Genomic DNA, 20799 nt, shown 5'->3' with positions numbered 1-20799 from the left:
ATAGCCCGAATTCACCTTCCAACACCAAATGTCCCTGATGCGGACTTTGAGGGTTTTCAAGCTGTGTGGGGTAACATTCATGGGAATGAGTATAGCAAAAAAAGAGAATGCCGAAGACGCTTACATTCCCGCCATGAACGACGGGGTTTTACGCGATTTCTGATAAACACTAATCAAGCGACTTGAGCGATTCCAACGCCACATAACTATTCCCCATCGCTATCGGCTGACTGGCATCACGTAATACCCACGGCGCGAGGCAATGTGTCGATGGCAAATAATCCACCGTTGGGTAGGGCAAGCTCAGGGTTTCGGCAGCCAAGCGGTACAAATGGGTGCAATACACCTTCGCCAATAATGCCGCAGGGTCAACAGGCAACGTCGTCAACTGCCCTGTTGCGTGCATGTGTGCCAAAAAGTACGCACCATGCGAATGCCACGGGAAATTAGCAGCATACCGTGCAAACACATTGAAATCGGGCAATAAGCGTTCCGGCTCATCCGGCGCGTAACGATAACGCCCCAACAACGGCGGTTGGATCAAAGCGAGCGGCACATCCAAATATTCCGGTCGGGTCAGTAGTTCGGCAATACGCACGCGGTTGTGTGGCTCATCCAACCATTGCGCGGCTTCGAGCAAGGCACACAGCAAGGCTTGATGCGTTTCAGGGTTGGCTTCCGCCCACGCTTGGGTTACGCCCAGCACTTTTTCGGGGCCATTGTTCCACAAATCGTAACTGGTGACGGCAACCTGCCCAATGCCTCGGCTGACCGCTTGCTGATTCCACGGTTCGCCCGCGCAATAGCCATCAATGTCACCTTGCGCCAAGGACTCAACCATTTGCGGCGGGGGTATGACGCGGATTTCCACATCCTGCCCCAACACCAGACCACCGTCTTGTAACCAAGCTTGCAATAGGTAGTGGTGCTGCGAAAAAGGGTAGACGCAACCGAATACCAATTTGCGCGGGGCTTGCGCACTTAAAAAACGTTTGAGACCATGCGCCCGCACTGGCGCGGTGCATAGTTCTTGCGGGTAATGTTCCCGAATGGCTTCCATCAACGGACTGGCGACAGTAATGGCACTGCCATTCAGACCAAGGCTGAACGCAGCTTGCATGGGAATCCCCAAACCGTCGATGCCCAAGGTTGCCGCCAAGGGCATGGGGGCAAGCATATGCGCGGCATCCAGTTCGCCAAACGCCACACGGTCGCGGATATTTGCCCATGACACTTCGCGTTGCAGGGTGACATGTAAGCCATATTTTTCAAAGAAGCCGCGCTCCAACGCCGTTACTAATACGGCGCAATCGGTGAGAGGCAAAAAGCCGATGCGTAGGTCTTGTTTCATCAGAATTTCCCTCCTAACAATGCCATTGCGGCAACGAAATTGCGAGAAGCTTCACCGATTTTCATATTGCGATCCATCGCCATTTTGCGCAGGAGTTGGTATGCCTCTTCTTCCGTCAGGTTGCGGTGCTGCATGAGGATACCTTTGGCTTTGTCCACGTCTTTGCGGTCTTGCAAGCGCGATTTGTAGTCTTCGAGTTCTTCTTTGAGCTTTTGGTGGTCTTGGAAGCGGGCAATCGCCACTTCTAGCACCGATTTCAAGCGCTTATTCGGCAAATCATCGACGATGTAGGCGCTGACACCAGCACTGATGGCGGCACGGGTAGTTTCAAGGTCGCTTTGTTCGGCAAAAAACACGATGGGCTTGGGGGTTTCGCGGCTGACATTGCGCAGCGATTCAAGCGTGTCGCGGTCAGGGCTTTGCATGTCAATGAGAATAATGTCGGGCTGGTGCGTGCGGACAGCATTCAGCAGGTTGTCGTGCTGCCCAACGCGGATAATGGGCGCGTAACCAATAGCCGCAAGGGCGGATTCGAGGCTGTCGGTGCGCTCGGAGTCGTTATCGACCAACATAAGTTTGTACATGTGTACCTTGAGGAATAAGGGTTATGCCCCAAAGTCGTGCAAATAACATGCCAGCCCCAAGTTGCACTAGTGCTGGAATTCACTCACCAAATGGTAACTACGCACCGTCCGCCCTTCCGTCTCAACTGAATGCAGATGTACATCATAGCCCCACAAGCGATACACATGACGCAGCATTTCGTTCACCTCACCACTCAGCGGGCGACGCTCATTCAACACATGCTGCAATGTCAACGAACGATCCCCGCGCACATTCACGTTATAGATTTGAATATCCGGCTCTTGCTGGCTAAGGTTGTACTGCTGCGAGAGCTTTTCGCGCACGCGCCGATAGCCTTCATCGTTATGAATCGCGGTCACATCAATGGTGTTCTTGCGGTCATCGTCTTCCAAGGCGAAAAAATGGAAATCGCGAATTACTTTCGGTGATAAAAATTGCAGGATGAAACTCTCATCACGGTAATTACGCATGACCTGATCTAACGTCGTCAGCCAATCGCTGCCCGCAATGTCGGGAAACCACTGCTTATCCTCCGCCGTTGGGTGTTCGCAAATGCGCTTAATATCGCTCATCATTGCAAAACCCAACGCATACGGGTTAATCCCACTGTAATACGGGCTATCAAAACCGGGCTGCATTACTACGCTGGTGTGGGAACTCAGAAACTCCAGCATAAAACCTTCGTTCACCAACCCCTCGTCATACATCTCGTTGAGAATGGTGTAATGCCAGAAGGTTGCCCAGCCCTCATTCATCACCTGCGTCTGGCGTTGTGGGTAGAAATATTGCGACACCTTCCGCACAATACGAATGATTTCACGCTGCCACGTTTCCAACGATGGCGAGTTTTTCTCGATAAAATACAGTAAGTTCTCTTGCGGGTCGGCGGGGAAATGTCGTGCTACTTTATCTTCATCACGCTCGCGCCCTCGGTGCGGCAAGGTACGCCATAAATCATTCAAGTGTTGCTGGATATACAATTCACGTTCTTTTTGGCGATTTTGTTCTTCCGCTGCTGAAATCGGTGCAGGGCGTTTGTAACGATCCACCCCGTAATCTTTCAGGGCATGGCACGAATCCAGCAACATTTCTACCTGTTCCACGCCATAGCGTTCTTCGCACTGACTGATGTACTTTTTGGCAAACAGCAAGTAATCAATGATCGCTTCTGCGTCCGTCCAAGTGCGGAACAAGTAGTTACCCTTGAAGAACGAATTGTGCCCATAACACGCGTGCGCAATCACCAGCACCTGCATCGTCATGGTATTTTCTTCCATCAAATAGGCAATGCACGGATTGGAATTGATGACGATTTCATACGCCAGCCCCATGCGCCCCCGACTGTAATTCTGCTCGACATGGACGAAATGCTTGCCATACGACCAGTGGCTGTAAAACACTGGCATCCCAATCGACGCATACGCATCCATCATCTGATCGGAACGGATCATTTCAATCTGGTTCGGGTAAGTATCCAGCTTGAATTTATCACGGGCAATACGGGCAATTTCGCGCTCATAGGCTTCGATAGTCTCAAACGTCCATTCCGAACTGGTCGAAATGTAGCGTTTTTCAGCATCATGCTCGCTCATTAGTTCACCTCCCCACCCGCGTGACGTTTGAACAACTCGCGGAATACTGGGTAAATTTCAGCATTATTGCGGACGCGCTGAATCGCAAACCGATCCAGAAAATCGCGTTGCAAATGCTCGTACAGATACCACAAGCCTTGCGGGTCACGGTCACCGATTTCGATATAGGTGTAATACTGCACAAACGGCAACACCGTATTGATCAAGGCATCGTGACAACGTTGGTTATCTTCATGCCAGTTATCACCGTCGGAGGCTTGCGCCACGTAAATATTCCACTGGCTAGGCGAATAACGTTCTTCAATAATGTCCCCCATCAGATGTAACGCGCTGGACACTACCGTACCGCCGGTTTCCCGTGCATAAAAGAACGTGTTTTCATCCACTTCCTGCGCTTGGGTATGGTGGCGGATAAATACCACTTCAATTTTCTCGTAATTCTTTTTCAAGAATAGATACAGCAAGAAAAAGAAACGCTTGGCGGTATCCTTAATATCCTGCGTCATCGAACCAGACACGTCCATCACGCAAAACATCACCGCTTTCGGGGATGGTTTCGGTATTTTCACCTTGAGGTTGTACTTCAAGTCGAAATCGTCCAGCCACGGAATCGCGTGAATTTTCACATTGAGTTGCGTCAATTCGGCTTTCAGTAACGCACGTTGCTCGGCAATATCGGGGCTATCAACACCTTGATTGAGCGCTTCCAACGCTGCCAAAATTTCGCGGCGGCGACGGCGTTCTTTACCGCGCAAAGCAATCCGCCGCCCTTGCGCACTGCGCATGGAGCGCATGACGTTGATTTGTGCCGGGTTGCCGACCTCGCTCACCCCTGCACGGTGATACTCAAACGAGTCCGTGCTTAACAACTGCCGCTTGACCATATTGGGCAGTGCCAAATCTTCAAACAGGTATTCGAGGAATTCCTCTTGCGAGATTTGAAACACGAAGTCTTCCATGCCCTCGCCATCACCGGAGGCTTTGCCCGAACCACTCCCGCCGCCCCCACCATTCGGAGGACGCGGGATACGTTCACCCGTAACAAATTCTTTATTACCCGGATGTACGATGTCGCGCTTGCCGCCCTGCCCGTGATGAAACCCCGGCTCGGAAATATCGCGACGGGGGATCGTAATACTCTCCCCCTGCTCCATATCCGTGATAGTACGGCGGCTGACAGCATCCGACACGGCGCGGCGAATCTGTTTCTGGTAACGCTTCAAGAAACGTTCCCGATTCACTAAACTCTTATTTTTACTGTTCAGTCGACGGTCAACGATGTAAGCCATACGGCACTCCTTAGGGTTATCACCGATTATTGCGATTTACGTACCCGCAGATACCATTCCGCCAGCAAGCGCACTTGCTTCTCGGTGTAGCCCCGTTTCATCATGCGTTCCACGAAATTGTCATGCTTGCGCTGCTCATCCGCTGAGGATTTTGCGCCGTAAGAAATGACTGGCAGCAAGTCTTCAGTGCTAGAGAACATTTTCATCTCAATCACACGGCGCAACTTTTCGTAGCTCGTCCACGCCGGATTGCGCCCATTGTTATTGTTGGCACGCGCCCGCAGCACGAAGTTAACGATTTCATTCCGAAAATCTTTCGGATTGCTGATACCCGCTGGCTTCTCGATTTTTTCCAAATCCGCATTCAATGCCGACCGATCCAAAAACTCACCCGTTTCAGGGTCACGGAATTCCTGATCTTGAATCCAGAAATCCGCATAAGTGACGTAGCGGTCAAACAAATTCTGCCCGTATTCGGAATAGGATTCGAGGTAAGCAGTTTGAATTTCCTTGCCAATGAAATCCACGTAACGCGGTGCAAGGTATTCCTTGATGAAGCGAATATAACGGTCTTGCAGTTCGCGTTGGAATTGCTCTTTCTCAATCTGGCGTTCCAACACGTACATCAAATGCACAGGGTCTGCCGCAACTTCGGTGGCATCGTAGTTGAACACTTTCGAGAGAATCTTGAAGGCGAAACGAGTAGACAAGCCATTCATGCCCTCATCCACGCCAGCGGTGTCTTGGTATTCCTGAATGGTTTTGGCTTTCGGGTCAATATCCTTGAGGTTTTCGCCGTCGTAGATACGCATTTTCGAGAACAGACTGGAATTTTCCGGCTCTTTTAAACGCGACAACACAATGAATTGTGCCAACATTTTCAACGTATCCGGCGCACACGGCGACGCTGCCAAGGAACTGTTAAACAGCAGCTTGTCGTAAATCTTGATCTCTTCGGTGACACGCAAGCAATACGGCACTTTCACAATCGACACGCGGTCAATAAAGGCTTCGTTATTGCGATTGTTCTTGAAGGTTTGCCATTCGGATTCGTTGGAATGCGCCAGAATCACCCCGCTGAACGGGATTGCGCCGATGCTTTCCGTGCCATTGAAGTTGCCTTCTTGCGTCGCGGTCAACAAGGGATGCAGTACCTTGATTGGCGCTTTGAACATTTCCACGAATTCCATCAAACCTTGGTTTGATAAGCACAAGCCGCCGGAATAGCTGTACGCGTCCGTATCATTTTGCGGGAAATCTTCCAGCTTGCGGATGTCGACCTTACCCACCAAGGAGGAAATGTCTTGGTTATTTTCATCGCCCGGTTCGGTTTTGGAAACGGCGATTTGGTTGAGGCGTGACGGGTAACGTTTTACCACACGAAAGCGCGTAATGTCGCCGCCGTATTCGTGCAAGCGTTTCACTGCCCACGGCGACATAATGGTTTTCAGGTAACGTGGGGCAATGCCGAAATCTTCTTCCAGAATCGCGCCATCTTCCTCCACCGTGAACAAGCCTAATGGCGATTCGTTGATAGGCGAGCCTTTAATGCTGTAAATCGGCGCTTTCTCGATCAAGGCTTTGAGGCGTTCCGCCAGCGACGATTTACCGCCCCCGACTGGACCTAATAAATAGAGCACTTGCTTGCTTTCTTCCAAGCCTTGCGCAGCGTGGCGGAAGAACGACACAATTTGCTCAATGCACTCTTCCATGCCGTAAAATTCGGCGAAGGCGGGGTAGCGACGGATGACTTTATTGGAAAACATCCGGCTCATGCGCGGGTCGCGGGAAGTGTCAACCAGCTCGGCTTCACCGATAGCGTACAACATGCGTTCAGCGGCAGTGGCGTAAGCCATGCGGTCGCGCTTGCAAATGTCCAAGTACTCCTGTAGCGAATACTCTTCTTCTTTTAAGGCTTCGTATCGAGACTGATAGTGATTGAAAATGCTACTCATGATGTACCCCTTGACGGTAAATACGAGGGCAGTTCACTGCCCGGTGTTGTATATCCAGACGATCATCTTCATCTGATAGTGACAGTTTGCAAGTCAAATGCCAAGTGACTATAAACCGTCTAATGTTGAATCCTGTTGTGCTCCTAACTTTAGACCACAGATTCCCGAAAAAGTGTAAATAGCAGACAAACGGAATGATCTGCTATACCATGCTCGTGGCTGAACCAATCATAACTATTGCCTCAGCCAATGCTACGGACACCACAAAATGAGGAGGAGTTTTAACATGTTGAAACAGATCACACTGGCATCCTGCCTGACGCTGCTGCTGACTGCCCCTGTCCACGCGGCTGAATTCATGGATGCGGCTTGGGCAAAACAAGCCTGTGCCGCGTGGAATGCGGATAGCAATCTGACCAGCGGTCTGATGGATGCCGATGGCTACTCTTGGATCAAAAACGACAATAAACGGGGCTACAAGTTGGTGCAGATGTATCGCACCGCTTGCGGCGAAAGCACCAAAGTACAGCTCAACATCACCCTAGAAGGCGACAAAGCCACCTGTAGTTACGGCGGCGCACCCGATGGCAAAGCCATGGATGCCAGCTACGATTATTTGATGCACGCGACCGATGCCGATTGGATCTGCATGGGCGAAGGCAAGTTCGGTTGTGGGGCAATGGGTGCGATGAGCACCGGCAAGCTCAAATTCACCGGTCCGAAAATCGAAGCCATGAAAGTCATGGGACCGTTTGAACACTTCCTGCAACTCACCGGCAAAGTCGCTGGCACAAAAACGGAGTGTAAGGCGAAGTAACAAACCCGACGGGGTGTAAGCCTACACCCCGTTTCATGCTATTATCTGCCCCGTCAATACTAGGATACGAAACATGTCGGAGCAGCTCCCCCCCCCTATTCCCACCTACCGCTTGCGCAGCTTGCCGCAGTCCATTGGTTTCCGCACCTTCGTGATCCTGTTGCTAGGGTTGTTGATGCTGATTCCGCTATTCATTGCCGAACGCGTCGTGCAAGAACGGAGCAGCAATTACCAAACAGCTATCCAGAATATTGCGCATACGTGGGGCAAAAAGCAGACGCTAACGGGTCCTGTGCTGGTCGTACCGTATGTCGAGCATTTCACCACAGTGGATACCACCGTCGATGAAAATGGTGAAAACAGCGTCGTGAGCAACGACGTCTTCAATGACCGCACCGCGATTTTATTGCCGGAAAATCTAGAAATCCGCAGCGATTTAAAAGAAGAACACCGTCAGCGCGGCGTACACGATGCACTGGTTTACACCGCCAATATCAGCATTACCGGCACATTTAACCATGAACAGCTCACCCAAGCCGCCGAAGGTGAACGGCGCATTTTGTGGAGCAAAGCCTTTATCGCGATTGGCTTGGACGACACCCGCGCCATTGATAACGCCTCCAGCTTTTTCTGGAATGACGGGCGCATTGATCTAGCTCCCGGCACACGCTTAAACAAGTTGCTGCCCACCGGCTTTCACGTACCGTTGAGCGTCAATGCCGACAGCAACCCCAGCAATGAATTCAAACTCACCTTGAGCGTGCGCGGCAGCGAGGGGCTGTTCTTTGCGCCGCTCGGTGAAAATACCAAGATTTTGATGACCTCGGCGTGGACTCACCCCAGTTTCCAAGGCGAATTATTGCCGGATAAATACGACGTGGGCGAAGAAGGTTTTCATGCAGAATGGGCAATCCCGCATCTGGTGCGCAGTTACCCACAATATTGGGTGCTGGAAGACAAGCAAGAAGAGGCTTACAACTTGCACAGTGTCAGTGCGGGAGTGAGCTTGTATGAACCTGCCGCCTTGTATGTGCAAATTGCTCGTGCGGTGAAATACGGTGCATTGTTTATTGCGCTGACGTTTGTGGTCTTTTTGGCGTTTGAAATGAGCCTGAAACGGCGGCTGCATGTGTTGCAATACAGTATCGTGGGCATCGCTTTATCTTTGTTTTACCTGATTTTGTTGGCGTTGGCGGAACACATCGGTTTTATGTACGCCTATATCGCGGCAGCGACAACCACGGTTATCGGCATTACCGCCTACATGGGCATTGTCCTGCGCAATGCACGACGCACTGTCTTGCTGTTTTTGCTGCTGGCGACGCTGTACGGGTTGCTGTATTTGTTGTTGCAGATGGAGGATTACGCGCTGGTGGTCGGAGTGGGTTTATTGCTGCTGGCAACGGTCATTATGATGTTTGTCACGCGGCATTTGAAGCAGACGGATTAACCCATGCTTCTTGATAAATTTTGACAATGATCAATATATAAACATATTATTCATGTGATCATTGTGCGCATTACCTGTGCCAAAGCAATAGAGCGATGGTCATTGCTAATGACTCTACACAAGCAAGATTAATGCGAGGAAATTTCCCTTATGAAGCATAAGACATGGTTTTATACCTTACCGCTAACATTAGCGGTACAAGGTGCTCTGGCAGGGACGAATTTAATAACGGACGGGGGGTTTGAATCTGGCAGCCTATTGTGGTCTGGGGCAGGTGGCTCAATCTTGACATTGAATACCGCTGCTGCTTTTAGTGGGCAAAGCGGGCTGAAACTGTTGTCGGCAAATACCTATTGTATTAACGGGGCGCTTTACACCCTGAATAGTGCCGCTTTCCAAAAGGGAAAGCTCTATGAATTTGGAGCGCGTACCCGCCTTGGTAGCGGCACAACATCAGCCGACTTACGCATGGGACTGATCAAAAACGGCGCTGCACCTGTCTATCTGGATGGTTACAGCGCTACCAGCAAAGCTTACCCTGACCGTTGGACACGCTTGTTTGGTGCTTACCTTGCCAATGTTGCTCCGACTGATAACCTCAAACTGTGTATCAGTGGCGGTGCTAATATCCCCACCTACCTTGATGACGTATTTGTACGTCCATTGACCACTACCGAAATTGGCTACCAACCGCCAACAACGCTGGATTACGCACAATTGGTGCAGGCTGATGGCAACCGACTGGTCGTGGGTACGGCTAAAACGCCGCTCAACGTCCGAGGCATTAATGTGGAAGCCTACAATTACGGCAACGACATCGCGGGTGCTGAAAATGCTATCGACAATTTTGGTTGGAAAAATTATGACGAGCAATCCTTCCAAGACATTGCGGCATTGGGTTTCAACACTGTCCGACTCATGATGTCTTTCGTGGTCTTTGAGGATAATGCCAACCCCGGCGTGTACAAGGATGAAGGTTGGGCATGGCTAGACCGCAATATCCAGTGGGCAAAAAAGCATAACCTACGCCTGTTATTGGATATGCATGAACCACCCGGTGGGGCGCAACTTCCCAACCAGCTTGGATTGACCGCCACAACCCAAAAGCGCTTGGAAGACCTATGGGTTGCGATTGCCCAACGTTACCGCAATGAAACCACCGTACTCGGTTATGACTTGCTTAACGAGCCATACACGGCCAACTGGTTTGCTTACGCTCCGACACTAATCAATAAAATCCGAGCCGTTGACCCCAACCATCTGGTTTACATCCAACCGTCTTATCATCCCAATGATTTAGGCGTATCAGGAAAAATGTACCCGTTGCCGTTCGACAACATGGTATACGATGTTCATTTTTACGATACGTTTGCCAGTTCCGATACAGGCACAACCCCTTACGCAGGGAGTGTTGCAGCGTTCAAATCAGCATTAGCCAATGAATTTGACGCCTTTTATGATGCCAGCACCGACACGTTCCCCTACCCGCTCAACAGCGGTGAATACGGTGTTGTCCACCAGAAATATGCGGGGGAAAAGAACTTAGGGGCTGAACAGTGGATGACTGACCTGTCGGCGGCAATGGACTATTATGGCATCAATCGCCACATGTTTGCCTACCACGAAAACCGTTTCGGTTTGTACAGTGGTTGGCAGACCTATCCGGGAGAAAGCACTACCATCAATGTGCCAATGAAAGTAATGATACAGGCACTCAACAATGTACCCATCACATCGGGGACAGACAGCTACCCAACTACACCCAATTTCCCCCCCAAAACGGCGGTATTACGCTCCACGGCAGTAGAATCGCTCCCCATCACTATCGGTGGGATTGATAAACAGGTCCCCATCAATATCTACAGCGGCACTTACAGTATTAATGGCGGGGTATACACCAGCACTGCCGGAAAAATCAAAAACGGCGATACGGTAAAAATAAAACACACCTCTTCCGCCAACTATGCCACCAAGGTATCCACCAAGGTGATTATCGGCGGGGCGGTCGGCTACTTCACCAGCATCACACAAGACACGACGCCTAATGCGTTCAGTTTCGCCACCCAAACGGGAGTATCACCCAGCAAGCCCGTGGATTCTGCATCCATCACAGTGACGGGCATTGATACTGCCACTGCTATCAGTGTCAGTGCTGGCAGCTTGTACAGCATCAACGGTGCAACTTTCACCAGTACGGCTGGAACAGTGAAACAAGGTGATACCGTAGTAGTACGCCATACCGCATCAGCCAGCTATTCCGCCAGTGTGACCACGACACTGACCATCGGCGGAGTTAAAGGCACGTTTAAAAGCACTACGGCTGCTAAAGATACAACGCCAGCCGCCTTTAGCTTTACCGCACTCACGGGTGTTGCGCCTGCAACCGTCGTTGAATCTAATGCCATTACCGTCAGCGGTATCAATGCAGCAGCCACTATCAGTATTACTGGCACGGGTGCGTCTTATAGCATCAACGGAGGAGCATACATAAGCACAGCCAAAACGGTCGTGCAAGGCAATACGGTGAAAGTACGCCACACCTCTGCCAGCAAAAGCGCCAGCGCGGTAACCACAACGTTGACCATCGGGGGCATCAAAGGTACGTTTAAAAGTACCACACGTTAGCAACAGAGGTTCGTGCGATGGATGAATTCACTCTCACTTGGCAAAGCACCGTCACGACACATTGTGATCGGTTGTTTGCCAACAGTATCCCCAAAGCCAGTGAGCTTTTGGAGGGCGCTGCCATCGTCACGTTGCCACGCGCCCAATTCCACGGCAAGCAACGCCACCTGACGATTGAACCCAAAGTCGGGCGTTTTTACCCGCACGCCTACGCATGGGAAGCACTCGATTGTTCTCGCAGTGATTTCCGCCCGTTTCGGGTGATTGCTGCCACGCCCGATACCTTGACGGTTGACCCCAATCACCCGCTGACCGCGTATGCGCTTACCATCAACGCCCCCGTTGCTGCTGATCAACAAGCCGTCATGGCGTTATTCAAGGCGCAGGGTGCGGGGATGCAAGCGCCCTACCCTGATATTGCGCCGAATTATTACGCGGTTTATCCGTTTACCCGTAAAGATGACCACGCCGACGCTGCGTTCTACAGCCATCCGCGCTTGGTCGCACATTTGGATAAAACTGCGTTGGCGCAAGTAACGGCGTTGTATGGACGTTTGTTACAAACGGGGATGCACGTCCTTGATTTGATGAGCAGTTGCGTGTCACACCTACCGGATACGCTTGATGTGCAGGTCACGGGGCTAGGCATGAACGCGGCGGAATTGGCAGCGAACCCGCGCTTGCAACAGCACATCGTCCACGATCTCAATCACACGCCACTGTTGCCGTTTGCGGATGCTAGCTTTGATGCGGTGATTTGTACGGTCTCGGTCGAATACCTCACCCAGCCGTTGGCGGTGATGAGCGAATTAGCGCGGGTTGTCAAAGCGGGGGGCGTGGTCATTATGACGTTTTCCACACGCTGGTTTCCGAATAAGGTGATCGACGTGTGGACGGAAATGCACCCGTTTGAACGTCAGGGCTTGGTGCTGGATTATTTCGTGAAAACGGGGCGATTCAGCGATTTGCATACAGAATCGGTGCGGGGATTGCCGCGTCCGTTGGATGATGCGCATCGGCGCGAAACGGCGGTGTCTGATCCGGTTTTTGCGGTGTGGGGGACGGTTACTGCATTTTTATAACATCAACCCGCTCCCCATCTCTCAACAGGAAATACAATTCCTGCATCACATGGTTAGGGATGGCGAACACTTCACCGGAGAGGGTTTTGCCTTGCAGGGACGCAAAGCCCATGTACGCCAGCAGGCTGATGAAGTCGTCACGATCAAACCCCTTGTCGAAGTCGAATTTGCGCCGTTGCTGGGCAATGACCTCCCCAGTATTGATCAGCTCATCCAGCACCGCGTAGTTTTCGTCAGGGTTGCCGATCTTGAATAGCCCCATCAGTTTGCCATAATCCGAGGCGATGTTGTCATCCAGCATCCGCTCAGGATAAGCACATTCCTCACGATCAAAGTTTTTCAGAAAATACAGCACCATATTGGCGTTATAAACGCTCTCGCGGGCATTCGGGTGGAAACGGTAGCCGTTGTACCAGCGCGTCACGTCCTCCATCAGCTTTTCCGCATCCAGTTGGCAAGTTTCTGTCAGCGGTTGGAGCAGCCCCGCCACTTCCGCCTTGGTGAAGCCTGTCACCGTATTGAAGCTTTTATCGAAGGAAATATTTTCGCCGATATTGAAGCCGCTGGTCATGCTATCGAGCGTGATAGGCGTAACGCCCGTGATGAACAGGCGGTCAACGATGCCGCGCTGGGTTGCCGCTTTAACGGTTTCGTAGAAGCTGCGCACAAAACCACCCTTACCGGTGATACGCCGGAACAGTCCCAAATCCTCCGCCAGTACTGTATTGGCGAAATGGTCGTATTCATCGACCAGCAGCAGGATTTTTTTCCCACTGGCAACATTAAACACATGTTTCAGCTTGTCAGCAGGGGCGGGGCAGTCCGCAAGCCCTGCAATGGCGTCTGCCCCATAACCGTAACGCCTCAGGAAGGCTTGCAAGTAAATGTTGACGTTGACATTGAAGCCGCTGAGTATTTGTTCGTGGCTGCCGGTTTCGATGCCGCTGAATTCCATGAACAACACTTGGTAGCTGCTTTGTAGTGGCGTGGGATGCTTGCCGATGTAAAGTTTGGAAAATATTGCATCAAAGTCGGTCTTGCTGCCGATGTCGTAATAATACTCCAGTGCGGAGAGCATCAGGCTTTTGCCGAAACGGCGCGGACGCAGCAGGATGTGGTATTTGCCTGCTTCTTCCAGCTTGGCGATGTAATCCGTCTTGTCGATGTAGACGTAGCCGCCAGTAATCAGGTCTTTGAAGTTGCTGATGCCGTAGGGGATTTTCATCCTTTTCTCGCTTGAAGGTAAATGCATTGATTAGGCAACAGTTTAGCACACAATGCTTAACGGCTTTTTCTAAGCTGCCTATCCGGCAGTGAACTTGTTTGCTCATGGAATCAGTTACGGTTTTCTTTTCTAAGCTGCCTATCCGGCAGTGAACAATAACTGCATCGTGCGAATCCATCATCTGATTTTCTAAGCTGCCTATCCGGCAGTGAACAGTTCGATCTGATTAATTTGGCTACGGCAGTGTTTCTAAGCTGCCTATCCGGCAGTGAACAAACCGAGTGCGGTGTAGTAGTCGGGTGAGTATTTCTAAGCTGCCTATCCGGCAGTGAACAAGGCGGACAGTTCTTGGCGGTCTGCGTCTTCTTTCTAAGCTGCCTATCCGGCAGTGAACCCCTGCCCCCACAGTGCTAGCACATCAGCGCGTTTCTAAGCTGCCTATCCGGCAGTGAACGCCCAGTTAGCTGCTGCGTACAAGATTCATCTTTTCTAAGCTGCCTATCCGGCAGTGAACGGAAATCGTCACGAACTTCCAAGGCTCTATAATTTCTAAGCTGCCTATCCGGCAGTGAACTTGCAGATGGCGTTGTGTCCGAGCCGGTAAAATTTCTAAGCTGCCTATCCGGCAGTGAACTGGTTCAATCCAGTGCAACAACTAACGGCATTTTTCTAAGCTGCCTATCCGGCAGTGAACTCGCCAAGCAACTGCATGATGATCCAATTAACTTTCTAAGCTGCCTATCCGGCAGTGAACGCAAGTAAAGATCATGCGCGGGAAGTTTTGACTTTCTAAGCTGCCTATCCGGCAGTGAACAAACACAGGCGAAAAGAAGGAGGTCACTGAATTTTCTAAGCTGCCTATCCGGCAGTGAACTCGGCGGCTAGGATGCGGGCTTGGTTGAGGATTTTCTAAGCTGCCTATCCGGCAGTGAACCAACCACGCATTGCTGATTCATGTCCGCCTCTTTTCTAAGCTGCCTATCCGGCAGTGAACATGACCCTACCCCACGACACAACCCGATGCACCTTTCTAAGCTGCCTATCCGGCAGTGAACCCAGACAGGCAAGCAAACTTTTCTAAAGCAATTTTCTAAGCTGCCTATCCGGCAGTGAACGCTGGACGGTGCAGTGGCTCGATGCGCCGCTTTTTCTAAGCTGCCTATCCGGCAGTGAACTCCTGCACCACCTGCAACGACACCAACCAAGTTTTCTAAGCTGCCTATCCGGCAGTGAACGTTATGCGCTTTAGGGGTCTGTCAGGATGACATTTCTAAGCTGCCTATCCGGCAGTGAACTGTCTGGAAAGTCCAGTTTGGCAAGCTTGTCATTTCTAAGCTGCCTATCCGGCAGTGAACGTCAACGGGCTTGCCTTTGTATTCGATGGATTTTTCTAAGCTGCCTATCCGGCAGTGAACTTCAAACCGTCGGAAGCGGAACGTGCTCTTAATTTCTAAGCTGCCTATCCGGCAGTGAACACTGCGACTCTGCGTTCTACGGGGGATTTGAATTTCTAAGCTGCCTATCCGGCAGTGAACAAAACCATCGGTGGTGTGCTGCTACGCCAAATTTTCTAAGCTGCCTATCCGGCAGTGAACAATGGCAAGCACCCCGCGAAACCGTGCGTTATTTTCTAAGCTGCCTATCCGGCAGTGAACGAAAATGCGACGTTGGCGCGTATGAGTGATGATTTCTAAGCTGCCTATCCGGCAGTGAACCGGTCATGGTTAGTCTCCAATTGCAAATATTATTTCTAAGCTGCCTATCCGGCAGTGAACAATAACTTTCACGCTACCAATCCTGTGAGGTATTTCTAAGCTGCCTATCCGGCAGTGAACTTTTGCTGCCAGTCGTGTTTCGTCGCTGTATTTTTCTAAGCTGCCTATCCGGCAGTGAACTAGCCTTGGCCTCTTCAATCTCTTCATCATCATTTCTAAGCTGCCTATCCGGCAGTGAACTTAAAGCAGTGGGATGGCTTAGACCCTGAACATTTCTAAGCTGCCTATCCGGCAGTGAACTTCGTTTTCCGGCGTGTAGCTGCGTAGAACTATTTCTAAGCTGCCTATCCGGCAGTGAACCTATGAACCCGCCCACAAAGTTCACGAAATCCTTTCTAAGCTGCCTATCCGGCAGTGAACCCGGCAGCGCAACAGGCGAGTTTAGCGGCAATTTTCTAAGCTGCCTATCCGGCAGTGAACGCACTAAATACGGGATAGCTGCTAATACCTATTTTCTAAGCTGCCTATCCGGCAGTGAACTTGCAGTACGGCATCACTTTTCAACCATGAACTTTCTAAGCTGCCTATCCGGCAGTGAACTCGAGAAAGCGGCGCGGGGTGGTGTCGGTGGCTTTCTAAGCTGCCTATCCGGCAGTGAACTTGACCGTGCCGGGTTGCATCGCCGTGCCGATTTTCTAAGCTGCCTATCCGGCAGTGAACGCGCCAACAGCCTGCAAATGCACCTTCACAAATTTCTAAGCTGCCTATCCGGCAGTGAACGCAGTTTTATAGCCTTATCGAAAGCGAATAAATTTCTAAGCTGCCTATCCGGCAGTGAACAGTCGTAAAGTGAAGTCACGCCCTTGTGTGTCTTTCTAAGCTGCCTATCCGGCAGTGAACTATGCCGCCATCGCGAGGAACTAGCCAACCTTTTTCTAAGCTGCCTATCCGGCAGTGAACTCAACGGTGCTTTGTCACAAAAGCAAGTCGACTTTCTAAGCTGCCTATCCGGCAGTGAACTAGTTGGTCGGGAGTTGCCTGTGTAAATTACTTTTCTAAGCTGCCTATCCGGCAGTGAACGGCTTAGCATTCGTTACGGTCACAGAGTCAACTTTCTAAGCTGCCTATCCGGCAGTGAACCTAACATCAGTACGTTTACTGCTGCCACATTCTTTCTAAGCTGCCTATCCGGCAGTGAACGCCACCTGATGACCTTGCTGGACTGGTCGCTACTTTCTAAGCTGCCTATCCGGCAGTGAACACGCTGCTTTTGCTTTTGCCCAGTCGCCCAGATTTCTAAGCTGCCTATCCGGCAGTGAACTGAACGGTCGCCCGTGTTGATCGCGGCTGACTTTTCTAAGCTGCCTATCCGGCAGTGAACAATGAGCAAAGTCTGTCACCAATTGACCCATCTTTCTAAGCTGCCTATCCGGCAGTGAACAGGAAAGCGGGTGGCGCGGCAATCTGGCAAGATTTCTAAGCTGCCTATCCGGCAGTGAACTTACCTAGCCTCACCTATCGCTATTGAAAAATTTTCTAAGCTGCCTATCCGGCAGTGAACGTTGAGGAAGGTGCGGAATCAAGAATGCTCAATTTCTAAGCTGCCTATCCGGCAGTGAACGACGTACAAGAACTGTGTCACCAGCAGTAACATTTCTAAGCTGCCTATCCGGCAGTGAACAAGCCCGTGGAGGTTCACCAGAACCTGCGGCATTTCTAAGCTGCCTATCCGGCAGTGAACGTATGGGCGCAGTATCACGCGGTGGATGACATTTTCTAAGCTGCCTATCCGGCAGTGAACTTCCGAATCCGTGCTAGTTTTTGCTGATCAATTTTCTAAGCTGCCTATCCGGCAGTGAACTCGCCCTGTTTGGCAAGGCGGCTGTTAAAACTTTTCTAAGCTGCCTATCCGGCAGTGAACTCTGCATTGTTGCCGCCAAAAGCCGTTAAAAGTTTCTAAGCTGCCTATCCGGCAGTGAACGGAGATGTCGGGCTTGCTATCAAGGTTCTTGATTTCTAAGCTGCCTATCCGGCAGTGAACTTGGATTTGGGCAATCTTACGGTATTGTGATATTTCTAAGCTGCCTATCCGGCAGTGAACAAGGCGTTAAGCGCATCATGGTAGACCACGTTTTTCTAAGCTGCCTATCCGGCAGTGAACTTAGAATGCTACCTGCCATTAACTTAATACTATTTCTAAGCTGCCTATCCGGCAGTGAACATACGCGCTGCTTTCCAGCCTTGAACAGTTCCTTTCTAAGCTGCCTATCCGGCAGTGAACTCGTCCAGCGCCTTGCAGTGGCTCATGTCATCTTTCTAAGCTGCCTATCCGGCAGTGAACGCGCACCAGTGGCAAAACAAACCAGCAAATAATTTCTAAGCTGCCTATCCGGCAGTGAACAGGAGTATAAACAATAAAACATAAGCTACAACAGGTAGTTAGTGATTTTTTGGCGTTTTAACCAATCAAAAATCGACCCGTTGTAACTTATTGATTTTAATAAATTTTTAAAGAGCGAGCAAAACAAAGCTTATAAGCTGCTTATCCGGCAGTGAACACAACCATAAACAGTCAAAACACTGGTACAGTAGCGTTCTTACTTAATCCGAATTGATCAAAATCACCCGATACTGGCTGGTCGAACAATTCACTAAAAACGATATACCGCCGATAGCTATGCCCACTTGAGCCACTTTCCAGTTCAAGGTAGGGTGCATCCAGCCCTTTAGAAAACATTTTTGCCTTGTACTGTTTTATCTCTAACTCACCTATCTCACTACGTTTAACAAGCCGCTTCAATTTAGCCTGCGTCATTGTTGACTGCTTTCGAGAAACAACTTGATACTGAACATTAGCAGGTATGCACTGTATCTTAGATACCTCGCAATACCCGATCAAGCCACCCAGCCAGTTCATTTCCTCCAAACTATTTAAAGCACTTTCGGAGCCATGTATTCTCAACAACTTGCCAAGCACTATTTTTCGCTGAGGAAAACTAATACCTATAGTCGTTGACCGGAGTGTGTACAAAGCCTTATGCAGTTTTGTATAAACCTTGTTGAGCAGTACATTTTCACGCATCTCCTCATCCGGCTTAGTCAATACATCAATGTAATAATCCACAAATCACCTCCTTAGACCCGAATGTCTGAGACATAGGCTAAACCCTTCTTGCCTAGATAAAAGCTCGACACGCCTGCGGCACTTATCATGGCTTCTAACACTTTAGATTTATCGCGCTCAATCAGTAACTGGATTTCTAAAGTGCCACTGGCTTTCTTCATTAATGAAGTCACCTCTCCAACACCTTTGATACGCTCTTTTCGAATATAAGGATTACCCCAGATTTTTTTCTTATCGCCTGTTGTGTAACAATTCATAAAATCTTTTTTGGTAAAACCATTATTAGAAATGCCACTGATACCCCCTGACTTCGTTCTGGCTGTGCTAAGGTCGTAGGTCTTTGATAATCGTTCTAGCTGTAGGTACAAAGCTGAGCAATACAAACTTATAGGTAGCACCTCACCTTTCTGGTTTAAACCATTAAACTTCTCGAAGCGCTTCTTAAGAACAAGGAATGCATCATTCACAACACCAGCATTCTCAACTGGCTTAAACTTATTGATTTCCTCTAAACGCTCGATAATCACCAGTGGATTCGCTTCGATCACTGCATTAATTGCAGTATCCTGCACAATGAAATCACAAAGCACGTCAAAATCTAGCGCTAAAACGCCCCAAAATTTAGTACTGTAGTCAGAGCTAAATATGGGATCGCTCACCTTGACCATGCCAGTGTAAGAGTTTTGATCAGTGCTACCCGTGATATTACGGATATAAGTCATTTCATGATTAATACAACTAGGTCTATCAACAAACGTAATCAGTGGTTCAATGTCAGCAAAGAAATACGAGCGCCCTGCTCTGGCTTGATATAATTTCCGCTGATCACCGATCAACCTATTCAAAATGCCCATGACCGTATCAAGCGTAACTTCACGCTTAATGAAATTTTCCTCGGTCTTTAAACTAGTCATAGAGCCTACAAAGTTGCGCCCAACACCCTTACTCGTTTTTGGTAGTGGTTCATTATTACTACCATCAAGAAAAGAATTACGCCATGAGGATTCATATTCAATTGTTATCTTCATTGATCTCATCCTTATTTTGCGTAGAAGTAAACCGCATATTCCCCTTCAGGCATTTCAGAAATGCTACCTAAATCTTTCTTAATACGCATCATTTTGCTGCTATCGTTGTAATCAACCGTGATTTCATCAACATACATATAGGATTTAGCTTGGCGAATAGATAGATTGGCAATACGCTCTAGCGTGTGATCCACCAAAGCTTGGATAGCATCATTATTCAACAAAATCCCCGCTTCGCCCTCTTCAAAAATTGTCCCCTTACGTACATAGTTCGCGTGGAATGTCGCTACAGGCTTTAAGCTAGTATTGAGTGACTGAATAAAATCCTGAACTTCTTTAGCTACAACTTCACCCTGTCCTTCTTTAATCTCCATTGCCTCACGATCAAATTTTTTATCCAGTGAGATAAACTGCAATTGCTCAATACTGATTGAACCATAAGAAATATATTCAGTATCACCGAAAGTCGTTTTGGAGAAAAAAGAAGAGCTATCACGTTCCCCAGCCTGCCCAAACTGTTCAAAATTACCGTTACCTAACTGATCCACAAAGTCTTCTAATAACAAAGGACTAGTACGCTTATTTTGAGTAGCAGGAACGACGTAACCTCGCACTAAGCCAGTGATCGATGCTAATACCTTTTGCAGGTTTGATTTTTTCGCATAATGCAAATCAAAAGCCTGTTCTTTAAAAAGATGATGCCTGATACAGTTTTGACTGATGTAAAGTGGCGTTGCTTTAAAATCAATATCAGTCGCTTCTTTCTTATATTTGTACCCAGACTCTTCTTTGATCTTACCCGTTAAATTGCTATAGCCACGTAGTTTAGGCAAAGTATGATTATCAACTGTCTTACCACCATCACCTGTGAGTGTTGTTGGTCCGTTCCAGTTCACTACGCCATGCCCTAGCGCTTTGATTTTAAAGTCAACACTTTTGATTCCAGTTACTTTTTGCATCT

General features: G+C 49.5%; 13 protein-coding genes and 1 CRISPR repeat array. Of the genes, 4 read left to right on the top strand and 9 right to left on the bottom strand.

The window, feature by feature from the left end:
• Positions 1-169 precede the first annotated feature (169 nt).
• The 5 genes from J1836_RS20095 to J1836_RS20075 form a co-directional block, all read right to left on the bottom strand.
• Positions 170-1351, bottom strand: a complete 1182-nt coding sequence (locus J1836_RS20095; protein ID WP_207252920.1) for a CmpA/NrtA family ABC transporter substrate-binding protein — start codon at positions 1349-1351, stop codon at positions 170-172.
• The gene (locus J1836_RS20090; RefSeq protein ID WP_207252919.1) at positions 1351-1935 is read right to left on the bottom strand and encodes an ANTAR domain-containing response regulator; all 585 of its coding nucleotides are present in this window, start codon (positions 1933-1935) and stop codon (positions 1351-1353) included. The genes J1836_RS20095 and J1836_RS20090 overlap by 1 nt, the downstream gene beginning before the upstream one ends.
• A 66-nt stretch (positions 1936-2001) precedes the next feature.
• The gene (locus J1836_RS20085) at positions 2002-3528 is read right to left on the bottom strand and encodes a SpoVR family protein (RefSeq protein WP_207252918.1); all 1527 of its coding nucleotides are present in this window, start codon (positions 3526-3528) and stop codon (positions 2002-2004) included.
• Positions 3528-4817, bottom strand: coding sequence for a YeaH/YhbH family protein (locus J1836_RS20080; RefSeq protein ID WP_207252917.1), 1290 nt, complete (start codon positions 4815-4817; stop codon positions 3528-3530). Before J1836_RS20080 ends, J1836_RS20085 begins: the two co-directional genes overlap by 1 nt.
• A 26-nt stretch (positions 4818-4843) precedes the next feature.
• On the bottom strand, positions 4844-6772 hold the full coding sequence (locus tag J1836_RS20075; RefSeq protein WP_207252916.1) for a PrkA family serine protein kinase: 1929 nt from the start codon (positions 6770-6772) through the stop codon (positions 4844-4846).
• A gap of 286 nt (positions 6773-7058) precedes the next feature.
• Between J1836_RS20075 and J1836_RS20070 the strand changes: the two genes are divergently transcribed.
• The 4 genes from J1836_RS20070 to J1836_RS20055 all read left to right on the top strand — a co-directional run bounded on the left by J1836_RS20070 (position 7059) and on the right by J1836_RS20055 (position 12746).
• Positions 7059-7589 (top strand): SCP2 sterol-binding domain-containing protein, encoded by a 531-nt coding sequence (locus J1836_RS20070; RefSeq protein ID WP_207252915.1) that lies wholly within the window; start codon positions 7059-7061, stop codon positions 7587-7589.
• Positions 7590-7662: 73 nt separating this feature from the next.
• Positions 7663-9039, top strand: a complete 1377-nt coding sequence (gene creD / locus J1836_RS20065; protein ID WP_207252914.1) for a cell envelope integrity protein CreD — start codon at positions 7663-7665, stop codon at positions 9037-9039.
• Between the two features lie 150 nt (positions 9040-9189).
• Positions 9190-11664 carry a cellulase family glycosylhydrolase gene (locus tag J1836_RS20060; RefSeq protein WP_207252913.1) on the top strand — a complete coding sequence of 825 codons (2475 nt, stop codon included), beginning with the start codon at positions 9190-9192 and terminating at the stop codon, positions 11662-11664.
• Between the two features lie 17 nt (positions 11665-11681).
• Positions 11682-12746: a class I SAM-dependent methyltransferase gene (locus J1836_RS20055; RefSeq protein ID WP_207252912.1), complete on the top strand. Its 1065-nt coding sequence runs from the start codon at positions 11682-11684 to the stop codon at positions 12744-12746.
• Here J1836_RS20055 and J1836_RS20050 read toward each other — a convergent pair.
• The 4 genes from J1836_RS20050 to cas7fv form a co-directional block, all read right to left on the bottom strand.
• A complete protein-coding gene (locus J1836_RS20050; RefSeq protein WP_207252911.1) occupies positions 12730-13971 on the bottom strand; it encodes an AAA family ATPase in 1242 nt (413 codons plus the stop codon). The two genes, J1836_RS20055 and J1836_RS20050, sit on opposite strands and share 17 nt — an antisense overlap.
• Positions 13972-14037: 66 nt before the next feature.
• A CRISPR array of direct repeats spans positions 14038-18087; the repeat unit is 28 nt; unit sequence TTTCTAAGCTGCCTATCCGGCAGTGAAC.
• Between the two features lie 171 nt (positions 18088-18258).
• On the bottom strand, positions 18259-18810 hold the full coding sequence (cas6f, locus tag J1836_RS20045; protein WP_207252910.1) for a type I-F CRISPR-associated endoribonuclease Cas6/Csy4: 552 nt from the start codon (positions 18808-18810) through the stop codon (positions 18259-18261).
• Positions 18811-18821: 11 nt separating this feature from the next.
• Entirely contained in the window at positions 18822-19838 is a 1017-nt protein-coding gene (gene cas5fv / locus J1836_RS20040; protein WP_207252909.1) for a type I-Fv CRISPR-associated protein Cas5fv, read from the bottom strand.
• Positions 19839-19849: 11 nt separating this feature from the next.
• Entirely contained in the window at positions 19850-20797 is a 948-nt protein-coding gene (gene cas7fv / locus J1836_RS20035) for a type I-Fv CRISPR-associated protein Cas7fv (protein WP_207252908.1), read from the bottom strand.
• Between the last annotated feature and the right edge of the window lie 2 nt (positions 20798-20799).

It is taken from the genome of Thiothrix fructosivorans (assembly GCF_017349355.1).
Taxonomy (GTDB): domain Bacteria; phylum Pseudomonadota; class Gammaproteobacteria; order Thiotrichales; family Thiotrichaceae; genus Thiothrix; species Thiothrix fructosivorans.
This window is presented reverse-complemented; position numbering and strand designations above follow the sequence as displayed.